Origin of the sequence: Enterobacter cloacae complex sp. IR5401, from assembly GCF_049238425.1 — a bacterium.
GTDB lineage: Bacteria > Pseudomonadota > Gammaproteobacteria > Enterobacterales > Enterobacteriaceae > Enterobacter > Enterobacter hormaechei_C.
Genome location: NZ_JBMKHN010000010.1, coordinates 75,136 through 98,584 on the forward strand (window position 1 = coordinate 75,136; position 23,449 = coordinate 98,584).

31 protein-coding genes are annotated in these 23,449 nt (G+C 54.6%); 14 read left to right on the forward strand and 17 right to left on the reverse strand.

Features of this window, described 5'->3' with window-relative positions; genetic code table 11:
• Positions 1 to 62: 62 nt before the first annotated feature.
• Both elbB and mtgA read left to right on the forward strand, forming a co-directional pair.
• The gene (gene elbB / locus ACOTX1_RS15545) at positions 63 to 716 is read left to right on the forward strand and encodes an isoprenoid biosynthesis glyoxalase ElbB (protein WP_023314910.1); all 654 of its coding nucleotides are present in this window, start codon (positions 63 to 65) and stop codon (positions 714 to 716) included.
• Positions 713 to 1,438, forward strand: coding sequence for a monofunctional biosynthetic peptidoglycan transglycosylase (gene mtgA, locus ACOTX1_RS15550; RefSeq protein ID WP_003861874.1), 726 nt, complete (start codon positions 713 to 715; stop codon positions 1,436 to 1,438). Before elbB ends, mtgA begins: the two co-directional genes overlap by 4 nt.
• Before the next feature lie 39 nt (positions 1,439 to 1,477).
• Here mtgA and npr read toward each other — a convergent pair whose 3' ends face one another.
• The 11 genes from npr to ACOTX1_RS15605 all read right to left on the reverse strand — a co-directional run bounded on the left by npr (position 1,478) and on the right by ACOTX1_RS15605 (position 9,397).
• The gene (npr, locus tag ACOTX1_RS15555; RefSeq protein ID WP_003861872.1) at positions 1,478 to 1,750 is read right to left on the reverse strand and encodes a PTS phosphocarrier protein NPr; all 273 of its coding nucleotides are present in this window, start codon (positions 1,748 to 1,750) and stop codon (positions 1,478 to 1,480) included.
• Complete coding sequence (gene rapZ, locus ACOTX1_RS15560) at positions 1,747 to 2,601, reverse strand: RNase adapter RapZ (RefSeq protein WP_003861870.1); 855 nt, start codon at positions 2,599 to 2,601, stop codon at positions 1,747 to 1,749. The genes npr and rapZ overlap by 4 nt, the downstream gene beginning before the upstream one ends.
• A gap of 45 nt (positions 2,602 to 2,646) precedes the next feature.
• A complete protein-coding gene (gene ptsN, locus ACOTX1_RS15565; RefSeq protein WP_003861869.1) occupies positions 2,647 to 3,138 on the reverse strand; it encodes a PTS IIA-like nitrogen regulatory protein PtsN in 492 nt (163 codons plus the stop codon).
• A gap of 82 nt (positions 3,139 to 3,220) precedes the next feature.
• On the reverse strand, positions 3,221 to 3,508 hold the full coding sequence (gene hpf / locus ACOTX1_RS15570) for a ribosome hibernation promoting factor (protein WP_003861866.1): 288 nt from the start codon (positions 3,506 to 3,508) through the stop codon (positions 3,221 to 3,223).
• Positions 3,509 to 3,530: 22 nt separating this feature from the next.
• Positions 3,531 to 4,964, reverse strand: a complete 1,434-nt coding sequence (gene rpoN, locus ACOTX1_RS15575) for an RNA polymerase factor sigma-54 (protein WP_003861864.1) — start codon at positions 4,962 to 4,964, stop codon at positions 3,531 to 3,533.
• A 47-nt stretch (positions 4,965 to 5,011) separates the two neighbouring features.
• Positions 5,012 to 5,737, reverse strand: coding sequence for an LPS export ABC transporter ATP-binding protein (gene lptB / locus ACOTX1_RS15580; RefSeq protein ID WP_003861862.1), 726 nt, complete (start codon positions 5,735 to 5,737; stop codon positions 5,012 to 5,014).
• A gap of 6 nt (positions 5,738 to 5,743) precedes the next feature.
• Entirely contained in the window at positions 5,744 to 6,298 is a 555-nt protein-coding gene (lptA, locus tag ACOTX1_RS15585; RefSeq protein ID WP_003861860.1) for a lipopolysaccharide ABC transporter substrate-binding protein LptA, read from the reverse strand.
• Positions 6,267 to 6,842: an LPS export ABC transporter periplasmic protein LptC gene (gene lptC / locus ACOTX1_RS15590; RefSeq protein WP_003861858.1), complete on the reverse strand. Its 576-nt coding sequence runs from the start codon at positions 6,840 to 6,842 to the stop codon at positions 6,267 to 6,269. The genes lptA and lptC overlap by 32 nt, the downstream gene beginning before the upstream one ends.
• Positions 6,839 to 7,405, reverse strand: a complete 567-nt coding sequence (gene kdsC, locus ACOTX1_RS15595) for a 3-deoxy-manno-octulosonate-8-phosphatase KdsC (protein ID WP_003861856.1) — start codon at positions 7,403 to 7,405, stop codon at positions 6,839 to 6,841. Before kdsC ends, lptC begins: the two co-directional genes overlap by 4 nt.
• Positions 7,406 to 7,419: 14 nt before the next feature.
• A complete protein-coding gene (gene kdsD, locus ACOTX1_RS15600; protein ID WP_003861853.1) occupies positions 7,420 to 8,406 on the reverse strand; it encodes an arabinose-5-phosphate isomerase KdsD in 987 nt (328 codons plus the stop codon).
• 13 nt (positions 8,407 to 8,419) lie between these two features.
• Entirely contained in the window at positions 8,420 to 9,397 is a 978-nt protein-coding gene (locus ACOTX1_RS15605) for a calcium/sodium antiporter (RefSeq protein WP_003861852.1), read from the reverse strand.
• 227 nt (positions 9,398 to 9,624) lie between these two features.
• Here ACOTX1_RS15605 and mlaF point away from each other — a divergent pair, with 227 nt between their 5' ends.
• The 7 genes from mlaF to murA all read left to right on the forward strand — a co-directional run bounded on the left by mlaF (position 9,625) and on the right by murA (position 14,418).
• Positions 9,625 to 10,437, forward strand: coding sequence for a phospholipid ABC transporter ATP-binding protein MlaF (gene mlaF / locus ACOTX1_RS15610; protein WP_003861850.1), 813 nt, complete (start codon positions 9,625 to 9,627; stop codon positions 10,435 to 10,437).
• 7 nt (positions 10,438 to 10,444) lie between these two features.
• Complete coding sequence (gene mlaE, locus ACOTX1_RS15615) at positions 10,445 to 11,227, forward strand: lipid asymmetry maintenance ABC transporter permease subunit MlaE (protein WP_003861848.1); 783 nt, start codon at positions 10,445 to 10,447, stop codon at positions 11,225 to 11,227.
• A gap of 4 nt (positions 11,228 to 11,231) precedes the next feature.
• Positions 11,232 to 11,780 (forward strand): outer membrane lipid asymmetry maintenance protein MlaD, encoded by a 549-nt coding sequence (gene mlaD / locus ACOTX1_RS15620; RefSeq protein ID WP_003861847.1) that lies wholly within the window; start codon positions 11,232 to 11,234, stop codon positions 11,778 to 11,780.
• A gap of 18 nt (positions 11,781 to 11,798) precedes the next feature.
• The gene (gene mlaC, locus ACOTX1_RS15625; protein WP_003861845.1) at positions 11,799 to 12,434 is read left to right on the forward strand and encodes a phospholipid-binding protein MlaC; all 636 of its coding nucleotides are present in this window, start codon (positions 11,799 to 11,801) and stop codon (positions 12,432 to 12,434) included.
• The gene (gene mlaB / locus ACOTX1_RS15630; protein WP_003861843.1) at positions 12,434 to 12,727 is read left to right on the forward strand and encodes a lipid asymmetry maintenance protein MlaB; all 294 of its coding nucleotides are present in this window, start codon (positions 12,434 to 12,436) and stop codon (positions 12,725 to 12,727) included. Before mlaC ends, mlaB begins: the two co-directional genes overlap by 1 nt.
• A gap of 126 nt (positions 12,728 to 12,853) precedes the next feature.
• Positions 12,854 to 13,108 carry a BolA family iron metabolism protein IbaG gene (ibaG, locus tag ACOTX1_RS15635; protein ID WP_003861840.1) on the forward strand — a complete coding sequence of 85 codons (255 nt, stop codon included), beginning with the start codon at positions 12,854 to 12,856 and terminating at the stop codon, positions 13,106 to 13,108.
• A 50-nt stretch (positions 13,109 to 13,158) separates the two neighbouring features.
• Positions 13,159 to 14,418: a UDP-N-acetylglucosamine 1-carboxyvinyltransferase gene (gene murA, locus ACOTX1_RS15640; RefSeq protein WP_006812128.1), complete on the forward strand. Its 1,260-nt coding sequence runs from the start codon at positions 13,159 to 13,161 to the stop codon at positions 14,416 to 14,418.
• Positions 14,419 to 14,481: 63 nt separating this feature from the next.
• On the opposite strand, the gene sfsB is transcribed toward murA, so the two are convergent.
• A complete protein-coding gene (gene sfsB, locus ACOTX1_RS15645) occupies positions 14,482 to 14,769 on the reverse strand; it encodes a DNA-binding transcriptional regulator SfsB (RefSeq protein WP_017382732.1) in 288 nt (95 codons plus the stop codon).
• 228 nt (positions 14,770 to 14,997) lie between these two features.
• The gene (gene ispB / locus ACOTX1_RS15650) at positions 14,998 to 15,969 is read right to left on the reverse strand and encodes an octaprenyl diphosphate synthase (protein WP_023314908.1); all 972 of its coding nucleotides are present in this window, start codon (positions 15,967 to 15,969) and stop codon (positions 14,998 to 15,000) included.
• Positions 15,970 to 16,226: 257 nt separating this feature from the next.
• Here ispB and rplU point away from each other — a divergent pair, with 257 nt between their 5' ends.
• From rplU to cgtA, 4 genes are all read left to right on the forward strand, one after another.
• Positions 16,227 to 16,538: a 50S ribosomal protein L21 gene (rplU, locus tag ACOTX1_RS15655; protein ID WP_003025032.1), complete on the forward strand. Its 312-nt coding sequence runs from the start codon at positions 16,227 to 16,229 to the stop codon at positions 16,536 to 16,538.
• Between the two features lie 19 nt (positions 16,539 to 16,557).
• Entirely contained in the window at positions 16,558 to 16,815 is a 258-nt protein-coding gene (gene rpmA / locus ACOTX1_RS15660; protein ID WP_003861831.1) for a 50S ribosomal protein L27, read from the forward strand.
• 95 nt (positions 16,816 to 16,910) lie between these two features.
• Complete coding sequence (locus ACOTX1_RS15665; protein WP_003861826.1) at positions 16,911 to 17,876, forward strand: DMT family transporter; 966 nt, start codon at positions 16,911 to 16,913, stop codon at positions 17,874 to 17,876.
• 15 nt (positions 17,877 to 17,891) lie between these two features.
• The gene (gene cgtA, locus ACOTX1_RS15670) at positions 17,892 to 19,067 is read left to right on the forward strand and encodes an Obg family GTPase CgtA (RefSeq protein ID WP_003861823.1); all 1,176 of its coding nucleotides are present in this window, start codon (positions 17,892 to 17,894) and stop codon (positions 19,065 to 19,067) included.
• A 33-nt stretch (positions 19,068 to 19,100) separates the two neighbouring features.
• Here the strand turns inward: cgtA and pmrB are convergent, their stop codons facing one another.
• Genes pmrB through dacB form a run of 3 tightly spaced genes read right to left on the reverse strand, consistent with a single transcriptional unit; the run spans position 19,101 to position 22,239 of the window.
• Entirely contained in the window at positions 19,101 to 20,144 is a 1,044-nt protein-coding gene (gene pmrB / locus ACOTX1_RS15675; protein WP_003861821.1) for a two-component system sensor histidine kinase PmrB, read from the reverse strand.
• Entirely contained in the window at positions 20,141 to 20,803 is a 663-nt protein-coding gene (gene pmrA, locus ACOTX1_RS15680; protein WP_003861819.1) for a two-component system response regulator PmrA, read from the reverse strand. Before pmrA ends, pmrB begins: the two co-directional genes overlap by 4 nt.
• Positions 20,804 to 20,805: 2 nt before the next feature.
• Complete coding sequence (dacB, locus tag ACOTX1_RS15685; protein ID WP_003861817.1) at positions 20,806 to 22,239, reverse strand: serine-type D-Ala-D-Ala carboxypeptidase; 1,434 nt, start codon at positions 22,237 to 22,239, stop codon at positions 20,806 to 20,808.
• A gap of 228 nt (positions 22,240 to 22,467) precedes the next feature.
• Between dacB and greA the strand changes: the two genes are divergently transcribed.
• Positions 22,468 to 22,944 (forward strand): transcription elongation factor GreA, encoded by a 477-nt coding sequence (gene greA, locus ACOTX1_RS15690; protein ID WP_003861815.1) that lies wholly within the window; start codon positions 22,468 to 22,470, stop codon positions 22,942 to 22,944.
• 151 nt (positions 22,945 to 23,095) lie between these two features.
• Here the strand turns inward: greA and yhbY are convergent, their stop codons facing one another.
• Positions 23,096 to 23,389 carry a ribosome assembly RNA-binding protein YhbY gene (yhbY, locus tag ACOTX1_RS15695; RefSeq protein WP_003861814.1) on the reverse strand — a complete coding sequence of 98 codons (294 nt, stop codon included), beginning with the start codon at positions 23,387 to 23,389 and terminating at the stop codon, positions 23,096 to 23,098.
• Between the last annotated feature and the right edge of the window lie 60 nt (positions 23,390 to 23,449).

The following is a 23,449-nucleotide window of genomic DNA, read 5'->3' on the forward strand; positions in this document are numbered from 1 at the left end:
GCATAGCGTTTTAATCAGAATTTTTAATGTGCTTCAGCGAGTTGCTTAGAAGGATCGTCAGAATGAAGAAAGTGGGTGTCGTGCTGAGCGGATGTGGCGTTTACGATGGTTCAGAGATACACGAAACCGTATTAACGCTGCTGGCATTATCGCGGCAGGGGGCAGACGTTATCTGCTTCGCGCCGGATAAAACTCAAGCAGACGTAATGAATCATCTTACCGGCGAGCCAATGGCGGAAAGCCGTAACGTGCTGATTGAAGCAGCACGTATTGTGCGTGGAGATATTCATCCGCTGGCACAGGCCGATGCCGCTGAACTTGATGCGCTCATCGTGCCGGGCGGCTTTGGCGCGGCAAAAAACCTGAGCACGTTTGCAACAGAAGGCGCGGCGTGCCATGTCGATCCCGATTTGAAAGCGCTATCGCTGGCGATGCATGCGGCAGGTAAGCCGCAGGGCTTTATCTGCATTGCGCCAGCCATGCTGCCGAAAATTTTTGATTTCCCGCTGCGGCTCACGATCGGAACCGACATTGATACCGCTGAAATTATCGAGGATATGGGCGGCGAGCACGTGCCATGCCCGGTCGACGACATTGTGGTGGATGAGGACAACAAAATCATCACCACGCCGGCGTATATGCTGGCGCAGAATATCGCTGAGGCTGCCGCAGGCATTGAAAAGCTGGTGGACAGAGTGCTGGTTCTTACCGAATGAGTCGTAAATTATCCCCTGGCGGGTGGTTAAAACGGATCCTGCTGCGTATTGTGCTGGTCCTGGCCGTTTTTTGGGGCGGAGGCATTGCGCTGTTCAGCATCCTGCCCGTCCCGTTCTCCGCCGTGATGGCAGAGCGGCAGATTAGCGCCTGGCTCTCGGGTGATTTTGGCTATGTTGCCCACTCAGACTGGGTCGGCATGGATGAAATCTCCCCGTGGATGGGGCTGGCGGTCATTGCGGCAGAAGATCAGAAATTCCCGGAGCACTGGGGTTTTGACGTGGCGGCTATCGAGAAGGCGCTGGATCATAATGAACGTCATGAAAACCGCGTCCGCGGCGCGTCGACGCTTTCTCAGCAGACGGTAAAAAATCTGTTCTTATGGGACGGTCGCAGCTGGGTAAGAAAAGGGCTGGAGGCCGGGCTGACGCTGGGCGTCGAGACGGTGTGGAGCAAAAAACGCATTTTGACCGTCTACCTGAATATCGCGGAGTTTGGTGACGGCGTGTTTGGCGTCGAAGCAGCATCGCAGCGCTATTTTGGCAAGCCCGCGAGCAGGTTGACTATGTCCGAAGCGGCACTCCTTGCCGCCGTGCTGCCGAACCCGCTGCGTTTTAAGGCCAGCACCCCGTCAGGCTACGTGCGAAGCCGCCAGGCGTGGATTATGCGCCAGATGCGTCAGTTGGGTGGGGAAGGGTTTATGGAGCGAAATAATCTTATGTAAGGCGGGTAAGCGCAGCGCTACCCGCCGACATGGCGAACGTTAGTCTTCGTCAAACCCGGCGTTAAACAGGGCAATCACTGCCGCCAGCGCTTCTTCTTCCTGCGGGCCGGTGGCTTCAACTTCAATCTGGCGGCCTTTGGCAGAATCCAGCATCAGCAGGGCGATCACGCTATTGGCTTCTGCCTCGGTTCCCTCGTCGTTGCGCAGCAGCACCTCAGCATCAAAACCCTGCATCAGCTCAAACAGCTTCATCGCCGGGCGCGCATGCATGCCCAGCTTATTGGTGATTTCGACGGTCTGTTTTACGGTCATGTTTTGCGTTTTTCCAGCGTGCGATGACGGGACTGAACGTTCTTTCCGCGTGAGCGGAAGTAATCGGCCAGCTGTTCGGCAATATAGACCGAACGATGTTTACCGCCGGTACAACCAATCGCCACCGTCAGGTAGCTGCGATTGTTTGTTTCCAGCATAGGTAACCATAGCTCAAGGTAGCTTCGCGTCTGGTAGATAAAATTGTGTACTTCTGTGTGTCGGTCGAGGAACGCCGCCACCGGCTTATCCAGACCGGTCATCGGACGCAGTTTCGGATCCCAGTGCGGGTTCGGCAGGAAACGCACATCAAAAACGTAATCCGCATCGATAGGTATGCCGTGCTTAAAGCCGAAGGATTCAAACACCATCGTCAGTTCACGCTCGCGCTTGCCGAGTAAGCGCGTACGCAGCATTTCCGCCAGCTCGTGGACGGACATTTCAGAGGTGTCGACAATCAGGTCGGCCCGCGAACGCAGCGGCTCAAGCAGATCGCTCTCTTTATCGATGGCGCTTTCCAGCGAAAGATTTTTACTGGAGAGCGGATGCAAACGACGTGTATCGCTGTAACGGCGGATCAGCGTGTTGCGGTCAGCGTCCAGGAACAAGAGCTGAGGCGAGAAGCATTCCGGCAGGCTGTTCATTGCCTGCTCGAAGATTTCCGGCGATTCCGGCATGTTACGCACGTCAATACTGACGGCGGCAGAGATTTGCCTGTCCGCCAGCGTCCGCGCCAGATCGGGTAACAACACTACCGGCAGGTTATCTACACAGTAAAATCCCATGTCTTCCAGCGCGCGCAGGGCCACGGACTTCCCGGACCCCGAACGACCGCTGACGATCATCAGCACCATGTTCCGTTTCTCCTCAGGGCAGCCGTTCTGAAGGCCCTTTCCCGATTATGCCTCATCCTGATTGCCTTCTGCTTCAGTGATAATTTGATAAAGCTCTTCATCACTTTGGGCTGAGCGCAGTCGACGACAAATGGTTTTATCCGCCAGACGTTTGGCAACCAGCGACAGCGTGTGCAGGTGGGTCTTGGTCTGATCGGCAGGAACCAGCAGCGCGAAGAGCAGATCCACAGGCTGGTTATCAATGGCGTCAAAAGCGATAGGCGTTTCCAGTTGCACAAACACCCCCACGGCACGCAGCGTATCTTCTTCCAGCTTGCCATGCGGGATCGCAATGCCATTGCCGATGCCGGTACTGCCCATTTTTTCACGAGTCAGAATGGCTTCAAACACGATCTGCGGCGGCAGACCCAGCTGTTTTGCGGCCAGCTCACTGATGATTTCCAGCGCACGTTTTTTGCTCTGGCAGTGAACGCCACTGCGGGTACAATCCTGGTTAAGGACATTGCTCAGTTGAAGAGCGGAATCGTTGTTTATCATAATTTCACCTAAGCGCTAACTGTACAAATGGCCTGTTGTGTTTCACAACAGGCCGTCCTGCACCCGTTAACTGCCCGGACAATTAGTGTTGTTTCAGTTTATCTTTATGTTTATTGAGCTGTCTCGCAAGCTTATCAATCAAGCCGTCGATAGCCGCGTACATGTCTTGCCCTTCCGCACTGGCATGGAGTTCCCCTCCGTTGACGTGCAGGGTCGCATCCGAGATATGCGTCACTTTCTCCACTTTCAACACAACATAGACCTGGTTGATCCTCTCGAAATACTGCTCGAGTTTCGCAAACTTAGTGTTTACAAAATCGCGTAAAGCCTCAGTAATCTCGACGTTATGTCCGGTGATATTGAGCTGCATAATGTCTTCCTTATCGGTTGTGTCAAACCAGTTGTTTACGCTGGTTAGACGGCGGAATGGATAAAGACTCTCGATACTTCGCGACAGTACGACGTGCCACCATAATACCCTGATCGGACAGCATGGTGGTTAACTTACTGTCACTGAGTGGCTTCGCGGGGTTCTCCGCGGCGATCAACTTCTTCACCAGTGCGCGAATGGCCGTCGACGAGGCTTCGCCGCCGCCTTCGGTGTTCACGTGGCTGGAGAAGAAATACTTAAGCTCAAAAATACCGCGTGGGCTGTGCAGATACTTCTGCGTGGTCACGCGGGAAATGGTTGATTCATGCATCTCGACGGCCTGGGCTATGTCCGCCAGCACCATCGGTTTCATAAACTCTTCGCCCTGCTCAAAGAATGCCTGCTGCTGTTCGACAATACAGCGGCTGACGCGCAGCAGCGTGTCATTACGGCTCTCCAGACTCTTAATCAACCAGCGTGCTTCCTGAAGGTTGCTGCGAATGTATTGATTATCAGCGTCGTTACGGGCGCTGGTGCACATGGAGGCGTATTGCTGGTTGATTTGCAGGCGAGGAATGCTGTCGGCGTTCAGTTCAACGACCCAGCGGCCATTGTGTTTTCTCACCAGCACATCGGGAATGACATATTCCGGTTCGCTGGTCTGAATCGACTGCCCCGGACGCGGATCGAGCGACTGGATCAGATTCACCGCTTCCTTCAGCACCTCTTCTTTCAGGCGCGTGACGCGCATCAGGGTGCGGAAGTCGTGGTTCGCCAGCAGATCCAGATGATCGCTGATGATGAGCCGGGCTTCGTCAATCCACGGTGTCTCTTTAGCAAACTGCGAAAGCTGGATCAGAAGGCAGTCACGCAGATCTTTCGCAGCGACGCCAATCGGGTCGAAACGCTGAACGCGTTTCAGGACGGCTTCGATCTCTTCCAGTTCAATCTCGTCATCGCCGATGCTTTCAAGAATCTCGTCCAGCGTCACGGTCAAATAGCCCGTGTCGTCAACGGCATCGACAATCGAGGTGGCAATGGCGCGATCGGTATCGGAGAAAGGCGTCAGCTCCACCTGCCACATCAGGTAGTCCTGAAGCGATTGGGTAGTTTCGCCCTGGTAGACCGGGAGTTCATCGTCCTGGTAGTCTGCACGCGTCCCGGAAGGGGTACCCGCGGTGTAGATTTCATCCCAGCTGGCATCCAGCGGCAGTTCGTCCGGCATCTCTTTCTGTTCGAGTGCATCTACGGAGTCGAGCGTTTCTGTGTCCTGCGTCTGCTGGGCGTCTACCTCGTCATGAAGATCGGTCTGCTCCAGCAGCGGATTGCTGTCCAGCGCCTGCTGGAGCTCCTGCTGGAGTTCTAACGTGGACAGCTGCAACAGACGGATTGCCTGCTGGAGCTGCGGCGTCATGGCCAGTTGCTGGCTGAGCCGTAATTGCAAACCTTGCTTCATGTTCAGAGCGTTTTTCTCCGGTTCGGCGTGACTTAACCTCTACCCTATCAGAGTCTGAAGTCTTCCCCAAGGTACACGCGCTTAACATGCTCATCTTCGAGGATTTGCTGCGGCGTACCGTGGGCAATCAGATGGCCCTGGCTCACTATGTAGGCGCGCTCACACACCGCCAGCGTTTCACGAACGTTGTGGTCCGTGATCAGTACGCCAAGCCCGCTGTCGCGCAGGTGTTCAATGATACGTTTGATATCGATAACGGAGATGGGGTCAACGCCCGCAAACGGTTCATCCAGCAGGATAAATTTCGGGTTTGCTGCCAGCGCGCGCGCAATCTCAACGCGGCGGCGTTCACCACCGGACAGCGCCTGACCGAGGCTGTCGCGAAGGTGTTCAATATGAAACTCTTCCATCAGCTCGTTCGCACGGTCAGTGCGCTGCTCGCTGGTCAGATCGTCACGGATCTGGAGCACGGCCATCAGGTTGTCGAACACGCTTAAGCGGCGGAAGATAGACGCTTCCTGCGGCAGATAGCCGATGCCACGACGCGCGCGGGCATGCAGCGGCAGCAGGCTGATATCTTCATCATCGATAATGATGTTGCCGGCGTCACGTGGGACGATGCCCACTACCATGTAGAAGGTCGTAGTTTTACCCGCGCCGTTAGGGCCAAGCAAACCCACGATTTCGCCGGAGTTGACGGTCAGACTGACATCTTCGACGACGCGGCGGCCCTTATACGCTTTCGCGAGGTTTTTTGCAGTTAAAGTTGCCATAACGAATTAGTTACTCTTTTTCTTTGCCGGAGCCTGACCGTTGTTCTTGTCCTGCAACTGCGAAGGCACAAGCACGGTCGTGACGCGTTTGCCTTTTTCGCTGGAGGCCTGCATTTTCTGCTCTTTCACCAGATAAGTGATCTTGTCGCCTTTGATATTGCTGTCCAGCTGTTCCAGGTAAGCATTACCGGTCAGGATGACCAGATCCTTCGCCAGTTCATAGTGCATATGCGAGGCATGGCCTTTCACCGGCTTGCCGTTGTCCTGCATCTGGTAGAAGGTGGCCGGGTTGCCATAACCATCGATAATCTCTTTCCCCTGCTCGCCGCCCGGACGGGTAACGACCACTTTGTCGGCGTTGATTTTGATAGTGCCCTGGGTCACAACGACGTTGCCGGTAAAGGTGACGACGTTACCCTGCATATCCAGAGACTGGGTATCGGATTCAATATGAATCGGCTGTTCGGTGTCGCCAGTCACAGCAAGCGCGGGAAGACTGGCCGCCAGCAGCGCGCTGGCGATAACAACTTTAAGGCTGAGTTTGTTTGTTTTGAATTTCATAGGAGGTTCTAACCTTTTCAATCAGCTCGGCGTTTTTGCTGCGTAAGTTCCCGCGCATTCTTAAACCGCTGGAATTAAATGTTGTGCCATACAGGGTGACTAAATCCTGCGACGTGACATCCTGGGTGACCAGGTTGATCTGGGCGTTATCCGTCGTAATTTTTCGCAGTTGCGCGTCAGCGGTCAGGGCGTTGACTTCAACGTGACCATACAGGTAAAGCATACGGTCATTTGTCAGTTTTGCCCGGTCAGACTTGATTGACCACGTCGGCACTTTGTCCGTATCAAAGGTGGTCAGGACCGGCTGGGTAAACCACGAGGTGCCGTCATCTGAAAAATATTCTACATGCTGAGCAACGAGGCGATAGTTCAGCGCACCTTCCGGGCTATAGACCACGGTGTCGCTGTGATCGCTTTTATAGGTCGGGTCGCTCGTGTTAACCACTTCCGCTTGCGTATCATCGCGGTCAGCGAGATTTACGCCAATCAGTATCAGGGCGACAAGCGCAAGCAGAATGATAACCCAACGTCTGGTTTTACTCATATCGATTGCCCTTTCGCCTCATCAAGCTTGCCCTGCGCCAGCAGAAGCAGATCGCAGACTTCACGGACGGCGCCACGGCCACCGTGAATATGGGTAACGTAATCAGCACGCGGGATCAGCAGCGGGTGCGCGTCAGCCACGGCGATGCTCAGACCCACCTCCGCCATGACTGGCCAGTCGATCAAATCATCCCCGACGTATGCCACATTCTCTGGCGCAATGGCCAGTTTTCCCAGCAAATCCCGGAAGGCTACCATCTTATCAGACTGTCCCTGATAGAGATGCGTAATGCCCAGCGTTTCACACCGATCTTCTACCAGTTTAGCTTTCCGCCCGGTGATGATTGCAACTTCAATACCGGACGTGAGCGCACAGCGGATACCGTAACCGTCGCGAACGTTAAAGGCTTTCAGCTCTTCGCCGTTATTGCCCATATAAATCAGACCGTCGGAGAGCACACCATCCACATCGAGGATCAGCAGGCGGATATTTTCCGCCTTTGACATCATGTGGGCGCTCACCGGGCCATAACAGGTTGCAAGGGATGCACCCGCATTACTCATTGTCTTATCCTTCATTACACTACGCCAGCGCGCAGCAGATCATGCATATGTACCACACCCAGCAGTTGGTCGCCATCGGCAACCATCACTGAGGTAATATGACGGGACTGCATCAGGTTCAGTACATCTACCGCCAGCGTACCCGGACGGACGCGGATCCCTCCTGGTGTCATTACATCAGCGATGCCCAGCGTTCGGACATCCACACCCATATCGAATACCCGGCGCAGGTCGCCGTCGGTGAAAATGCCCTGAATCTTCATCAGATCGTCGCAGATAACCGTCATGCCCAGGTTTTTACGGGTGATCTCCAGTAACGCGTCGCGCAAAGAGGCCTCTTTGCTGACGTGCGGGATCTCATCCCCGGTGTGCATAATATCGTTAACCCGCAGCAGCAGTTTGCGCCCGAGCGCGCCGCCGGGGTGAGACAGGGCGAAATCTTCTGGCGTAAAACCGCGGGCTTCCAGCAGCGCAACGGCAAGGGCATCGCCCATCACCAGCGCGGCGGTTGTGCTGGAGGTCGGCGCCAGCCCCAGCGGGCAGGCTTCTTTAGGCACCTTCACGCACAGGTGAATATCCGCCGCGCGCGCCATGCTGCTTTCCGGGCGGCTGGTCATGCAAATCAGCGGTACGTGCAGACGCTTCAGCACCGGGATCAACGCCAGGATTTCATTCGATTCCCCGGAGTTGGACAGCGCAATAACCACGTCCTGCGGCGTAACCATGCCGAGGTCACCGTGCGCGGCTTCACCGGGATGAACGAAGAATGACGACGTGCCGGTACTGGCAAAGGTCGCCGCCATTTTGCGCCCGATATGGCCGGATTTGCCCATCCCCATCACCACGACTTTACCGGCGCAGTAGAACATCTTCTCACAGGCCAGACTAAAATCCTGATTAATGTACTGATCTAACTGCGCCAGACCTTCACGTTCAATCTCCAGAACGTCTTTGCCTGCTTTCTGAAAGTCAAAACCCGGCTGCAATTCTATTTGCGACATAATGCGTTTCCGTTTACCCAGAGAGAAGTGGCGAGAGCCAGTACAGCATCGCCAGCCATACGATAAATCCACCCGTCAGCAGCGCGCCTGCGCCTTTGCCGATCTGCTCTTTTCGCCGCCAGCAGAGCAGGGCGAAAATTACGCTGACCAGCAGCATTACACCGTAATCGCGCGTGAAGACCATAGGGTTAAACGGCCCCGGTGAGATTAATGCCGGCAGCCCCGTCACGATCGCGATATTGAAAATATTCGAGCCAATGATATTGCCGATGGCGATATCATCTTCCCCTTTACGCGCCCCGGCGATGGCGGTAGCCAGCTCTGGCAGGCTGGTGCCGATAGCGATGACCGTCAGACCGATTGTCAGTTCGCTCATCGCAAACGCGTTCGCCAGCACCGTCGCGTTATCGACCACCATCCGCGTGGCCATTGGCATGATAATCAGCGCGACGCCCAGCCACAGCAGGGCGACGGGTAAGGTCCCTTCCCGGGGCAGCTCGGCGAGGTGCTCACGCGTGAGGCTATCGTTACCCTGTTTTTCCGCCAGACGTGCGATCTTCACGCTGTAAAGCAACCAGATCACGGCCAGGGCGAGCAGGAATATACCGTCACCGACGCTCAGCACCCCGTCATAAAGCACATAGCCCGCCAGCAGACTGACGACTAACATTAGCGGCAATTCACGACGCAAAACATCGGAATGTACGCGAAATGGATGCAGTAATGCGGCTAAGCCTAAAATCAGCAAGATATTGACGATGTTAGAGCCAATCGCGGTGCCGATAGCGAGGTCAACCTGGCCATGCAACGAGGCTGAAACAGAAACGATGATTTCAGGAAGCGATGTGCCTACACTGACCACCGTCATGCCGATAATGATGGGCGGCATGCCAATGAGTCGACAGAGAATGGATGCGGCAAAGACCAAACGGTCAGCACTGTAGACCACCAACAGTAAACCAATTATTAACAGTGCTGTTGCTAAAAGCATCAAAAGTCCTTTCTTCAGGTATACTCGCTGGTCCACTGCGCACGAATTTTAGCGCCAGATGAAGTCTGAGACGTGACGAATTCCTAATTTTGACTTTATGCGCCGGAAAAGTAAAACAAATGCCAGCTTTCGCTAACCCCAATAGTGAATATTCTGTAAAAATGCGGGGTTTAGGGCTGATTTACGCTTCATGCCAGCCGTGAAGCAAGGTAAGTAAGGAACCATAAATGAGCCAAACGATGGCGAATATAGTCGATGTCCGGGGCGTCAGTTTTTCTCGTGGCAACCGGTTAATATTTGATGATATTTCGCTGACCGTGCCGCGCGGTAAAATCACCGCCATCATGGGGCCGTCAGGGATCGGTAAAACCACGTTGCTGCGTCTTATCGGCGGGCAAATCCCCCCTGACAGCGGCGAAATTCTCTTCGACGGCGAAAACGTCCCGGCGATGTCTCGCTCGCGCCTCTACACGGTTCGCAAACGGATGAGCATGCTCTTTCAGTCGGGTGCGCTGTTCACCGATATGAACGTTTTTGACAACGTGGCCTATCCGCTGCGTGAGCACACCCATCTTCCTCCTGCGCTGTTGCACAGCACGGTGATGATGAAGCTTGAAGCCGTGGGGCTGCGGGGGGCTGCGAAACTCATGCCGTCCGAACTCTCGGGTGGGATGGCGCGCCGCGCCGCGCTGGCGCGTGCTATTGCCCTGGAACCCGATTTAATCATGTTCGATGAACCGTTCGTCGGGCAGGACCCCATCACCATGGGCGTGCTGGTGAAGTTAATTTCGGAGCTGAACAGCGCCCTTGGCGTCACCTGCGTGGTGGTTTCCCACGACGTGCCGGAAGTGCTGAGCATTGCTGATTACGCCTATATTGTGGCTGACAAAAAGATCGTCGCCCACGGCAGCGCCCAGGCGTTGCAGGAGAATGGCGATCCGCGCGTGCGGCAGTTCCTGGACGGTATCGCAGATGGGCCGGTGCCTTTCCGCTATCCGGCGGGCGACTATCATGACGATTTACTGGGAATAGGGAGTTAAGCCACTCATGCTGTTAAATGCGTTGGCGGGTCTTGGACACCGTGGCCTAAAAACCATCAGTACGTTCGGGCGTGCCGGATTAATGTTGTTCAACGCGCTGGTCGGCAAACCGGAGTTCCGCAAGCATGCGCCGTTACTGGTGCGGCAGCTTTATAACGTCGGCGTGCTGTCGATGCTTATCATCATCGTGTCGGGTCTGTTTATTGGCATGGTGCTGGGGTTGCAGGGGTATCTGGTACTGACAACCTACAGCGCGGAAACCAGCCTTGGCATGCTGGTGGCGCTCTCGCTGCTGCGTGAACTCGGGCCGGTGGTTGCCGCGCTGCTGTTCGCCGGGCGTGCCGGGTCAGCGTTGACGGCGGAAATTGGCCTGATGCGCGCCACCGAGCAGCTCTCCAGTATGGAGATGATGGCAGTCGATCCGCTGCGCCGGGTGATCTCGCCGCGCTTCTGGGCCGGGGTTATCTCCTTGCCGTTACTGACTATCCTCTTTGTGGCGGTAGGTATCTGGGGAGGCGCGCTGGTTGGCGTTAACTGGAAAGGCATTGATGCCGGATTCTTCTGGTCTGCCATGCAGGACGCCATCGATCTGCGGATGGATCTGGTGAACTGTCTGATCAAGAGCGTGGTTTTCGCTGTGACGGTTACCTGGATTGCGTTGTTTAATGGTTACGATGCCATTCCGACGTCGGCGGGCATTAGCCGTGCAACGACGCGTACTGTCGTACATTCGTCGCTGGCCGTTTTAGGTCTGGATTTTGTGCTCACCGCACTGATGTTTGGGAATTGAGTTCATGCAAACGAGAAAAAATGAAATTTGGGTTGGCGTGTTTCTGCTTCTGGCGCTGCTGGCCGCGCTGTTCATCTGCCTGCGAGCGGCGGACATCACCTCTGTTCGCGCCGAGCCGACGTACCGTATCTACGCGACTTTCGATAACATCGGCGGCCTGAAAGCGCGCTCACCGGTGCGTATTGGTGGCGTCGTTATCGGACGTGTCGCCGACATTACGCTTGATGAGAAAACCTATCTGCCACGCGTGGCGATGGATATCGAAGAGCGCTATAACCACATTCCGGACACCAGCTCGCTTTCTATCCGCACCTCTGGCCTGCTGGGGGAGCAATATCTGGCCCTTAACGTTGGTTTTGAAGATCCTGAGCTGGGAACGACTATCCTTAAAGACGGTAGCGTAATCCAGGATACCAAGTCAGCGATGGTGCTGGAAGATATGATTGGTCAGTTCCTTTACAACAGTAAAGGGGATGATAAAAAGTCTGACGATGCCCCTGCGCAGAGTGAAGACCACACCAACGTCGAACCGACGCCAGGCGCGACGAATTAATTTCAGGAGAAGTTATTCATGTTTAAACGACTGTTAATGGTTGCCATGCTGGTCATTGCCCCTCTTACCGCGGCGCACGCTGCGGATCAGAGTAACCCGTACAAACTGATGAATGAGGCCGCAAAGAAAACCTTCGACCGTCTTAAAAACGAACAGCCAAAAATCCGTTCTAACCCTGATTATCTGCGTGATGTGGTGGATCAGGAGCTGCTGCCGTATGTGCAGATCAAGTACGCGGGCGCACTGGTGCTGGGCCGTTACTACAAAGACGCGACCCCGGCGCAGCGCGAGGCTTACTTTGCGGCGTTCCGTGAATACCTGAAACAGGCTTACGGCCAGGCGCTGGCGATGTATCACGGGCAGACCTATCAGATTGCCCCTGAACAGCCGCTGGGCGATGCCACTATCATTCCTATTCGCGTGACGATTATCGATCCAAACGGTCGTCCACCGGTTCGTCTGGACTTCCAGTGGCGTAAAAACAGTCAGACCGGAAACTGGCAGGCGTACGACATGATCGCTGAAGGCGTCAGCATGATCACCACTAAACAGAACGAGTGGAGCGATCTGCTGCGCACTAAAGGCATCGATGGCCTGACGGCTCAGCTTCAGTCCATCTCTCGTCAGAAAATTACCCTGGACGAGAAGAAGTAATGTCACAGCAGCTTAGCTGGGCGCGTGACGGCGAGACGTTGACGCTGACGGGAGAGCTGGATCAGGATCTGCTTAACCCGCTGTGGGACGCTCGCCATAACGCGATGCAGGGCGTGACGCTGATTGATCTCCATGGCGTCACGCGGGTAGATACCGCCGGTATCGCCCTGCTGGCGCACCTGGTGGCCACGGGCAAAAAGCAGGGGAGTAGCGTCACCCTGACGGGGGTAAGCGATAACGTGATTACCCTTGCACAGCTTTACAATTTGCCCGAAGACGTATTACCTCGCTAATTTTTTCAGTACGTTACTTCTGAAAGCCCCGACAGTTTACGCGTCGGGGCTTTTTGCTTGTTTAAGACCGCGCCACTTTGCTCTAAGATGTTGAGCTTGTTTTCACTATCAGATGATGTAGACCCCATGGAAAATAATGAAATCCAGACTGTGCTGATGAATGCACTCTCCCTTCAGGAAGCCCACGTCTCTGGCGATGGCAGTCACTTCCAGGTTATTGCTGTGGGTGAGATGTTCGACGGAATGAGTCGCGTGAAGAAACAGCAGGCTGTGTACGCGCCGCTGATGGAATACATTGCGGATAACCGCATCCACGCCCTGTCGATTAAAGCGTTCACCCCACAGGAGTGGGCACGCGATCGCAAACTAAACGGTTTTTGAGCTGAGGGCGAAACGCCCGCAGCACGGTTGAATTTATAAGAGAGCAAACGATGGATAAATTTCGTGTACAGGGACCTACGCGTCTCCAGGGCGAAGTCACAATTTCTGGCGCTAAAAACGCCGCGCTGCCCATTCTTTTCGCTGCGCTGCTCGCAGAAGAGCCGGTAGAGATCCAGAACGTACCGAAGCTGAAAGATATCGACACGACCATGAAGTTGCTCGGCCAGTTGGGCACCAAAGTGGAGCGTAACGGTTCCGTCTGGATCGATGCCAGCAACGTGAACAACTTCTCAGCGCCGTATGAGCTGGTGAAAACCATGCGTGCGTCCATCTGGGCGCTTGGTCCGCTGGTGGCGCGCTTCGGTCAGGGACAGGTTTCACTGCCGGGCGGATGCGCTATCGGCGCGCGTCCCGTTGACCTGCATATCTTCGGCCTGGAAAAACTCGGCGCGGAGATCAAGCTGGAAGAGGGTTACGTTAAAGCATCCGTCAATGGTCGTCTGAAAGGCGCGCACATTGTCATGGACAAAGTGAGCGTGGGCGCAACGGTCACCATCATGTCGGCTGCTACGCTGGCAGAAGGCACTACCATCATCGAAAACGCCGCCCGTGAGCCGGAGATCGTGGATACTGCAAACTTCCTGGTCGCGCTGGGAGCGAAGATCAGCGGGCAGGGCACAGACCGTATCACCATCGAAGGCGTTGAACGTCTGGGTGGCGGTGTGTATCGCGTACTGCCAGACCGTATCGAAACCGGCACTTTCCTGGTGGCCGCGGCCATTTCTGGCGGTAAGATTGTCTGCCGTAACGCCCAGCCGGATACCCTGGATGCGGTGCTGGCGAAGCTGCGCGATGCGGGTGCGGACATTGAAATCGGTGAAGACTGGATCAGCCTGGATATGCACGGGCAGCGTCCTAAAGCCGTTAACGTGCGTACTGCGCCACATCCGGCATTCCCGACGGATATGCAGGCACAGTTCACGCTGTTGAACCTGGTGGCCGAAGGCACGGGCTTCATCACGGAAACCATCTTCGAAAACCGTTTCATGCACGTACCGGAACTGATCCGTATGGGTGCGCATGCTGAGATTGAAAGCAACACGGTAATTTGCCACGGCGTTGAAAAACTGTCCGGTGCGCAGGTGATGGCGACCGATCTGCGCGCATCTGCGAGCCTCGTACTGGCAGGTTGTATTGCGGAAGGGACTACCGTTGTCGATCGTATCTACCACATCGATCGTGGTTACGAGCGTATTGAGGATAAACTGCGCGCGCTGGGTGCAAATATCGAGCGTGTGAAGGGCGAGTAATCATTCCGGCACCCCCCTGCCAGAACAGGCCGGGGGATTGCTGTTCTTGTCAATTCTGGTGCATCAGTCCTGATGCGCTTTCTTCGTTTTGCTCTGGCGCATCATGCGCGTTCTGTCGATAAATTCATGGGTGATGGGATCGTGGTAGCGTGACGGCCATATCACCCACGGATGCGTATCCAGCGCCGTCGCGATAATCAGTTCCCCCTTCGGCCATGGGCGGGTCAGGGCGTTTGCCAGCGTCGACGAGCTCAGCCCATGACGACGTGATTCGGCAGCCAGCGAAGTTCCTTTTTTACGCAGTGCCGCAATAATGTCAGCAGAATGCCAGTCGATGAATTTTGTATCCATAATGCTGTCCTTGTGTTCGTTATCGTCCACGTCGTTTCGTGTGAAAAGACAGCATTACTATACTCACTTCGAACATCTGTTCTAAAAAGTTCATGTTACGAGAAGCAATATTCAGAATAAGGCACGGCTTTATACATACGGCCTGTAACCCGATGGGCTTACGCGTAAATGTAATTTACTGGAGCGTACTGGAGTCTCCCTGCGTAGGGGCAGGGAGATGATGAGGGATTAACGGTCGCGCTGGACGGCGATGTGCGCGAGGCCGATTAGCGCATCACGCCATGGGCTGTCGGGAATGATCTGAATAGCGGCGATGGCTTTGTCCGCTTCTTCTTCAGCGCGCTGACGCGTCCATTCCAGGGAGCCGCAGATTGCCATTGTTTCCAGTACCGGTTCCAGAAGATGGCGTCCATTTCCCTGCTCGATAGCCTCCCGGATCATTTTCGCCTGCTCTGGTGTACCATTGCGCATCGCGTGGAGCAGCGGCAGCGTTGGCTTGCCTTCGTTCAGGTCATCGCCGACGTTTTTACCGAGCGTTTCGCCATCCGCGCTGTAGTCCAGCAAATCATCAATCAACTGGAACGCGGTGCCGAGGTAACGGCCATAGTCCTGAAGGCCTTTTTCCTCCGCTTCGCTACAGCCAGCCAGAATGCCAGAGCACTGCGCGGCGGCTTCGAACAGACGTGCGGTCTTGCTGTAAATCACCCGCATATAGTTTTCTTCGGTGATGTCCGGGTCGTTGACGTTCATCAGCTGTAGGACTTCACCTTCAGCGATAACGTTCACGGCTTCTGACATCACTTCCAGCACCTTCAGCGAGCCAAGGCTTGTCATCATCTGGAAGGCTCGGGTATAGATAAAATCGCCTACCAGAACGCTTGCCGCATTACCAAACGCGGCGTTGGCGGTGGCTTTGCCACGACGCATGTCTGATTCATCCACAACATCGTCGTGAAGAAGGGTGGCGGTGTGGATAAATTCGATCAGCGCCGCGATCGTGACATGGGCATTTCCCTGATAGCCAACCGCGCGTGCGGCCAGAATGGCAATCATCGGACGAATACGTTTACCGCCGCCGCTGACGATGTAATAGCCCAACTGATTGATCAGCTGAACGTCAGAGTTGAGTTGCTCCAGGATTGCTGCATTCACACCCGCCATATCTTGCGCGGTTAACTCATTGATTTTTTCTAAATTCATCGCAAAAGCCGGGCTTTTTATCCTGTTTATCCCACACGAGATGGGTACACAAAGGGTTTCGGTTTATAAATAGTATTGCTGATTGTACTGAAAAAACGGCTCAGATAAACGTTACCGTACGTGTTGTGTTTTTTTTCTTCATGTATTGATGGTAGCACTTGTCAAAGGCTCGCGTTTTGCGTAATATTCGCGCCCTATTGTGAATATTTATAGCGCACTCTGAATCATACGAGGATGTGCGCGGAAGCGGAGTTTATATGTACGCGGTTTTCCAAAGTGGTGGTAAACAACACCGAGTAAGCGAAGGTCAGACCGTTCGCCTGGAAAAGCTGGACATCGCAACTGGCGAATCTGTTGAGTTCGCTGAAGTTCTGATGATCGCAAACGGTGAAGAAGTCAAAATCGGCGTTCCTTTCGTTGATGGCGGCGTTATCAAAGCTGAAGTTGTTGCTCACGGTCGTGGCGAGAAAGTTAAAATCGTTAAGTTTCGTCGTCGTAAACACTATCGTAAGCAGCAGGGCCACCGTCAGTGGTTCACTGATGTGAAAATTACTGGCATCAGCGCCTAAGACCTGAGGAGAGATTTAAATGGCACATAAAAAGGCTGGCGGCTCCACACGTAACGGTCGCGATTCAGAAGCTAAACGCCTGGGCGTTAAGCGTTTCGGTGGCGAATCCGTTCTGGCGGGTAGCATCATCGTTCGTCAGCGTGGCACCAAGTTCCACGCGGGTACCAACGTAGGTTGCGGTCGTGACCACACTCTGTTTGCTAAAGCAGACGGTAAAGTGAAATTTGAAGTTAAAGGCCCGAACAACCGTAAATACATCAGCATCGTTGCTGAGTAAGGTTTTCTCGGTCCGGTAACGGATTAAAGCCCCGCAACGTGTTGCGGGGCTTTTTACATTGGAAACCCGGAAAATTTTCTGTAGGGAAAACGGGCATGAAGCAGCAGGCCGGCATTGGTATTCTTTTGGCGCTCACTACCGCAATGTGCTGGGGTGCGCTGCCAATTGCAATGAAGCAGGTACTGGAAGTCATGGAGCCACCGACGGTGGTGTTTTATCGCTTCCTGATGGCAAGCATAGGCCTGGGCGCCATTCTGGCCGTCAAAGGTAAGCTGCCACCGCTGCGCATCTTTCGAAAACCGCGTTGGCTGGTGTTACTGGCTATCGCGACGGGCGGTCTGTTCGGTAACTTCATTCTGTTCAGCTCTTCCCTGCAATATCTTAGCCCTACAGCGTCGCAGGTGATTGGTCAGCTTTCACCGGTCGGCATGATGGTCGCCAGCGTATTCATCCTCAAGGAGAAGATGCGCGGCACGCAGATCATCGGGGCAAGTATGCTGCTTTGCGGGCTGGTGATGTTCTTTAACACCAGCCTGATTGAGATTTTTACCCGCCTGACGGATTACACCTGGGGTGTCATTTTTGGGGTGGGCGCAGCAACGGTCTGGGTGAGTTATGGCGTCGCGCAAAAGGTGTTATTGCGCCGTCTTGCCTCACAGCAGATCCTCTTTTTGCTGTACACTTTGTGTACACTGGCATTATTGCCTTTAGCGAAGCCGGGTGTAATTACCCAGCTCAGCGACTGGCAACTGGCGTGCCTCATTTTTTGTGGGCTGAATACGCTGGTCGGTTATGGCGCGCTGGCTGAAGCCATGGCGCGCTGGCAGGCAGCACAGGTGAGCGCCTTAATCACGCTTACCCCGCTGTTTACGCTGTTATTTTCAGATTTATTATCAATGGCCTGGCCCGATGTCTTCGTCAAGCCGATGCTCAACCTGTTGGGTTATCTCGGTGCGTTTGTCGTGGTTGCGGGCGCGATGTATTCCGCCATTGGTCATCGTCTCTGGGGGCGTTGGCGCAAAAATGAAGCGGTTGTAATAGTCCCCCGCTCAGGCGAATGAGTTACGGAGAGTAAAATGAAGTTTGTTGATGAAGCGACGATCCTGGTCGTGGCAGGTGATGGCGGTAACGGTTGTGTAAGCTTCCGCCGTGAAAAATATATTCCTCGTGGCGGTCCTGACGGCGGTGACGGTGGGGACGGTGGCGACGTGTGGCTGGAGGCGGATGAAAACCTCAACACGCTGATCGACTACCGTTTCGAAAAATCTTTCCGCGCCGAGCGTGGCCAGAACGGCCAGAGCCGCGACTGTACCGGTAAACGCGGTAAAGACGTGACGATCAAAGTGCCGGTGGGTACGCGTGTCATCGATCAGGGTACGGGCGAAACCATGGGTGATATGACCAAACACGGTCAGCGCCTGATGGTGGCGAAAGGCGGCTGGCACGGTCTGGGTAACAGCCGTTTCAAATCGTCCGTTAACCGTACCCCGCGTCAGAAAACCATGGGTACCCCAGGTGATAAGCGCGACCTGCAACTGGAACTGATGCTGCTGGCGGATGTGGGGATGCTGGGCATGCCAAACGCCGGTAAATCGACGTTTATCCGTGCGGTCTCTGCGGCGAAACCAAAAGTGGCAGATTATCCGTTTACGACGCTGGTACCGAGCCTGGGCGTTGTCCGTATGGATAACGAGAAGAGCTTCGTGGTCGCTGACATCCCGGGTCTGATTGAAGGGGCTGCAGAAGGCGCCGGTCTGGGTATTCGCTTCCTGAAGCACCTTGAGCGTTGCCGCGTACTGTTGCACCTCATCGACATCGATCCAATCGACGGTTCCGATCCGGTTGAAAACGCTCGTATCATTATCGGCGAGCTGGAGAAATACAGTGAAAAACTGGCGCAAAAACCGCGCTGGCTGGTATTCAACAAGATCGACCTGATGGACAAAGCGGAAGCTGAAGCGAAAGCTAAAGCGATTGCCGAAGCGATGGGTTGGGAAGATAAGTACTATCTGATCTCTGCCGCCAGCCAGGTTGGCGTGAAAGATCTCTGCTGGGATGTGATGACCTTTATCATCGAGAATCCGGTTGTTCAGGCAGAAGAGGCGAAACAGCCTGAAAAAGTCGAATTCATGTGGGATGACTACCACCGCCAGCAGCTCGAAGAGCTGGAAGCGGAAGAAGATGATGAAGACTGGGACGATGACTGGGATGAAGACGACGAAGAAGGCGTCGAGTTCATCTACAAGCACTAACCCCTGTATAAAGCCCCTTAACGGGGCTTTTTTTTATCCTATTTTCGTCGGTAACCAACAGCTGGCGATGAGGCCGCCCTCAGCGCCGTTCTCCAGCGTTAAATGACCATGATGGAGCTGTACGATACGCTGTACGATGCTCAGCCCAAGGCCGCTGCCGCCGTAGCGCTGGTCGAGACGTCGGAAAGGTTCGGTGATCGACTGGCGGTGCGCCTCATCAATACCCGGCCCCTGATCGGTAACGCTCACCCGGGTACCCCCCTCCGTCGCTGTTAATGCCACTTCAATGGTTGTGCCTGCCGGGCTGTAACGGGCGGCATTCTCCAGAAGGTTCCTTAGCATCAGACGTAACAGGACGGCGTCCCCCTGTACCGTCAGCGTGCTGTGGGCCGGCCATAATACCGTATGCTCTTTGGCTTCATGCTCCAGGCTAAGCGGAGCAATGATCGACTCAGTCCAGTTCACGGTATCGTAATGGCCGCTGGCCATCGCCTGTCCGGCACGCGCCAGCATCAGCAGCTGTTCCACCGTGTGCATCAGCTGATCGATCCGGTTTATCAGTGGCGTGGCCTGCGGGGAACCGGACTGAGCCATCAGTTCCAGATGGAGCCTAATCCCCGCCAGCGGCGTACGTAACTCGTGTGCCGCATCGGCGGTAAACAGGCGTTCCTGTTGAATAGTGTGGTCCAGCCGGGCGAGGAGTTGGTTGAGGGACGTGGTTACTGCGCCTATCTCTTCCATATCAGAATACATCGGCAGGGGAGTCAGATTATCCGCCGAACGGTTCGCAAGGCTGGCGCGAAGTTTGTTGAGTGGTCGGGTGATCCATGTGACTGCCCAGAATGAGAAGAGCAGGGTAAAACCGACCATCACCAGTGAAGGGACCAGCAGGGAGGCAATGGCTTCGCGGATCTCTTTTTCGACATGGTTGTTGCGTGCTTTAGCGGACAACGTTTCATTCACCAGAAAACCGATCTGCTCGCGGCTCTCATGCCATAGCCAGACTACGCTAATGAGTTGAAAAAATAGCAGAATAACCGCCAGCAACACCATTAATCGCCGGCGCATACTGTTCATTTCTGACTCTCCAGACGGTAACCCACGCCGCGTACGGTTTTGATGCGATCTTTACCGAGCTTGCGGCGCAGATTATGAATGTGAACTTCAAGCGTGTTTGATCCTGGATCGTCCTGCCAGGAGTAGATGTCCTGTTGCAGCGTTTCGCGGTGCACGGTCTGCCCGCTGCGCATGATCAGGCGCGTCAGCAGAGCGAACTCTTTTGGCGTCACTTCCACAGGCTGAGACTGGCGCAGCACCTGCTGAGTTTGCAGATTGAGGGTGATATCTCCGTCCGTCAGCAGGTTGTCGCTGTGGCCCTGATAGCGGCGGATCAACGCCCGCACGCGAGCCTGTAGCTCGGCAAGGGCGAAGGGTTTTACCAGATAATCGTCAGCGCCAGAATCCAGCCCGTTAATTCTGTCTTCAATGGCATCGCGAGCAGTGAGAATCAATACGGGATTCTCCACCCCGCGACGACGCCACTGGCAGAGCAGCGTCGCGCCGTCTTTATCCGGCAGCCCCAAATCCAGGATCACCAGGCTGTATTCACCGCTCTGGATCAGGGCATCTGCTTCAGCGGCCGTGGCGGCACAATCCAGGGCGTAGCCTTCATTCCCCAGCGCCAGCGCTAACCCTTCCTGCAATAACAGATCGTCTTCAACTATCAGTAGTTTCATCGCTAGTTATTCTGGTAGATGTCCTTATAGAGCCTGCTTTCGAAACGCACCAGTGGAATACGGCGATTGCGCTGGTCAGCCGGTTCGACGGCATAGCCGGAAAGATACTGCACAAATGCCATGCGTTGTCCGCTGGCGGTGGTGATAAAACCGGCAAGGTTGTAAACGCCTTGCAGGGAACCCGTTTTGGCTGACACTTTGCCATCCACGCCCGCAGCGTGAAGGCCCGCGCGGTACTGAAGAGAGCCGTCGTGTCCGGCAAGCGGCAGCATCGTAATAAAGTTTAGCTCAGCGTCATGCTGAGCAATGTACTGCAACACCTGCATCATGGTGGCCGGCGAGATCAGGTTATGACGCGATAAACCGGAACCATCAACGGCGATCGTATTGCCCAGATCGATACCCGCCTGCTGGCGCAGGATCTGACGTACGGCATCAGAACCGGCCCGCCAGGTGCCCGGCACACCAAAGCGCGCGTGCCCGATCATGCGGAACACCGTGTCGGCAATCATGTTATCCGACTTTTTCAGCATAATCTTAAGCAAATCATGCAGTGGCGCGGACTGTTTGCTGGCAATCACCGTGCCTGGCTCATTCACCTGCGTCTGGCGCAGCAGCGTTCCGGTGTAGGTTATGCCCGCCTGCTTCAGTTCATCTTTAAAAATGGCACCGGCATAACCTGCGCCATCCTGAATGGCAAAGGCCAGCGGGAGTGGATCGGCCCGCTGGGTCAGGCAGCCGGTGAGCGTATAGCGGTTGAGATCGCCCGGTACCACGTCCAGCTCGCAATACTGTGCCTCCGGGGAGCCTTTCGCCAGCGTCCGCACCTGGCTGAACATCGTGACCGGGTAGTAAGACGCCACGCGGATAAACGCTAAGTCATTTGGTTTTGGCGCGCTGTAAAGCGATACGGAGAAGCAGTTACGGTCAACGATGGCGGCGGCTGGCGGGGCGCTAAAACACTGCGTCATGTCGTTCCATGGCCAGCCAGGCGCTTTATCGTGGCTGGCGAAAATGGAGGTGTCGATCAGCACGTTGCCATCAATTTTTGTTACGCCGGATTTTTTCAGTACCGCCACCATGTTGCGGACATCCTGGCGCTTAAAGGTGGGATCGCCACCAAAACGGGCGATAAGATCGCCTTTCAGTTCGCCACCCTCAACGTTACCTCTGGTTTCAAGGGTGGTAGTAAAACGGAAGTCAGGCCCGAGCTGGAGCAGAGCGGCGAGGGCGGTGATCACCTTCTGGGTACTGGCAGGCAGCGCCATCTGTTGACTGTGATAGTCAATCTCGGGAGCCTGCGCGCCAACCTTCTGCACCATCAGGGCAAGGTTCGCGCCGGCGGGCAGTTGATTAATGTACTCATCAACATTCGCGGCCTGAACGGTGAACGTTATACTGGTAGTCAATCCGATGATAAAACTGGAAAATCGCATAATCTCGCGCTAACAACCCGAAAACAAACCGTCATACTACGGTGCATGGCACTGTAAAGTAAACGATGACCCATAGTGAACTTCGCGGTAAAATGCGTATCAAATTGAAAAATTGCTGCTGACCTGGGGCGTTGCTCCCGGGTCGGTTTTCTTTTTGCTTCTGGCCTGTTCAGGTGGGCTGGAGCAGGGAACACTGCTCCCAACAGGAATGTTTAAGAGGTATAACAAATGCAAGCTATTCCGATGACCTTACGTGGTGCCGAAAAACTGCGCGAAGAGCTGGATTTTCTGAAATCCGTGCGTCGCCCTGAAATCATCGCCGCTATCGCGGAAGCGCGTGAGCATGGCGACCTGAAAGAGAATGCTGAATACCACGCGGCGCGTGAGCAGCAGGGTTTCTGTGAAGGGCGTATTAAAGATATCGAAGCAAAATTGTCCAATGCACAGGTTATCGATATCACCAAAATGCCGAATAATGGCCGTGTGATTTTTGGTTCAACCGTTACCGTGCTGAACCTGGACAACGACGAAGAGCAGACCTATCGCATCGTGGGTGATGATGAAGCTGACTTCAAACAGAACCTGATTTCGGTGAACTCGCCAATTGCTCGTGGCCTGATTGGCAAAGAGCAGGACGATGTGGTCACCATCCGCACCCCTGGTGGTGAAGTGGAATACGAAATTATTAAGGTTGAATATCTGTAATTCGCTTCTCTACTAAGATGTTGATACATTGTAAAGAAAAGAAAAAGGCCGCATAGCGGCCTTTTATCAACTCACGGAGCATGGCATTTTGCTCGCCTGCTGAAAGAAATCCCTCGTTTCACACAGAAAATGTGTTCGATTCAGGATATCCTTAACGTGGCAGCGAGATTTTGCGCTCTTTAGATGGGCGATAGAGCACCAGCGTTTTACCGATGACCTGTACATTACAGGCGCCGGTTTCGCGCACGATGGCTTCCACGATCAGGTTTTTAGTGTCTCTGTCTTCAGAGGCGATTTTCACCTTGATCAGCTCGTGGTGTTCCAGCGCTTGTTCAATCTCGGCAAGCACCCCTTCGGTCAAACCATTGTTGCCAAGCATCACTACAGGCTTGAGCGGATGTGCCAGACCTTTAAGGTGCTGTTTTTGTTTAGTACTCAGATTCATCGTATATTTTTGCTTACGTTGGGATTGAAAACGGTTCATTCTACCGCCATCTCCCTAATA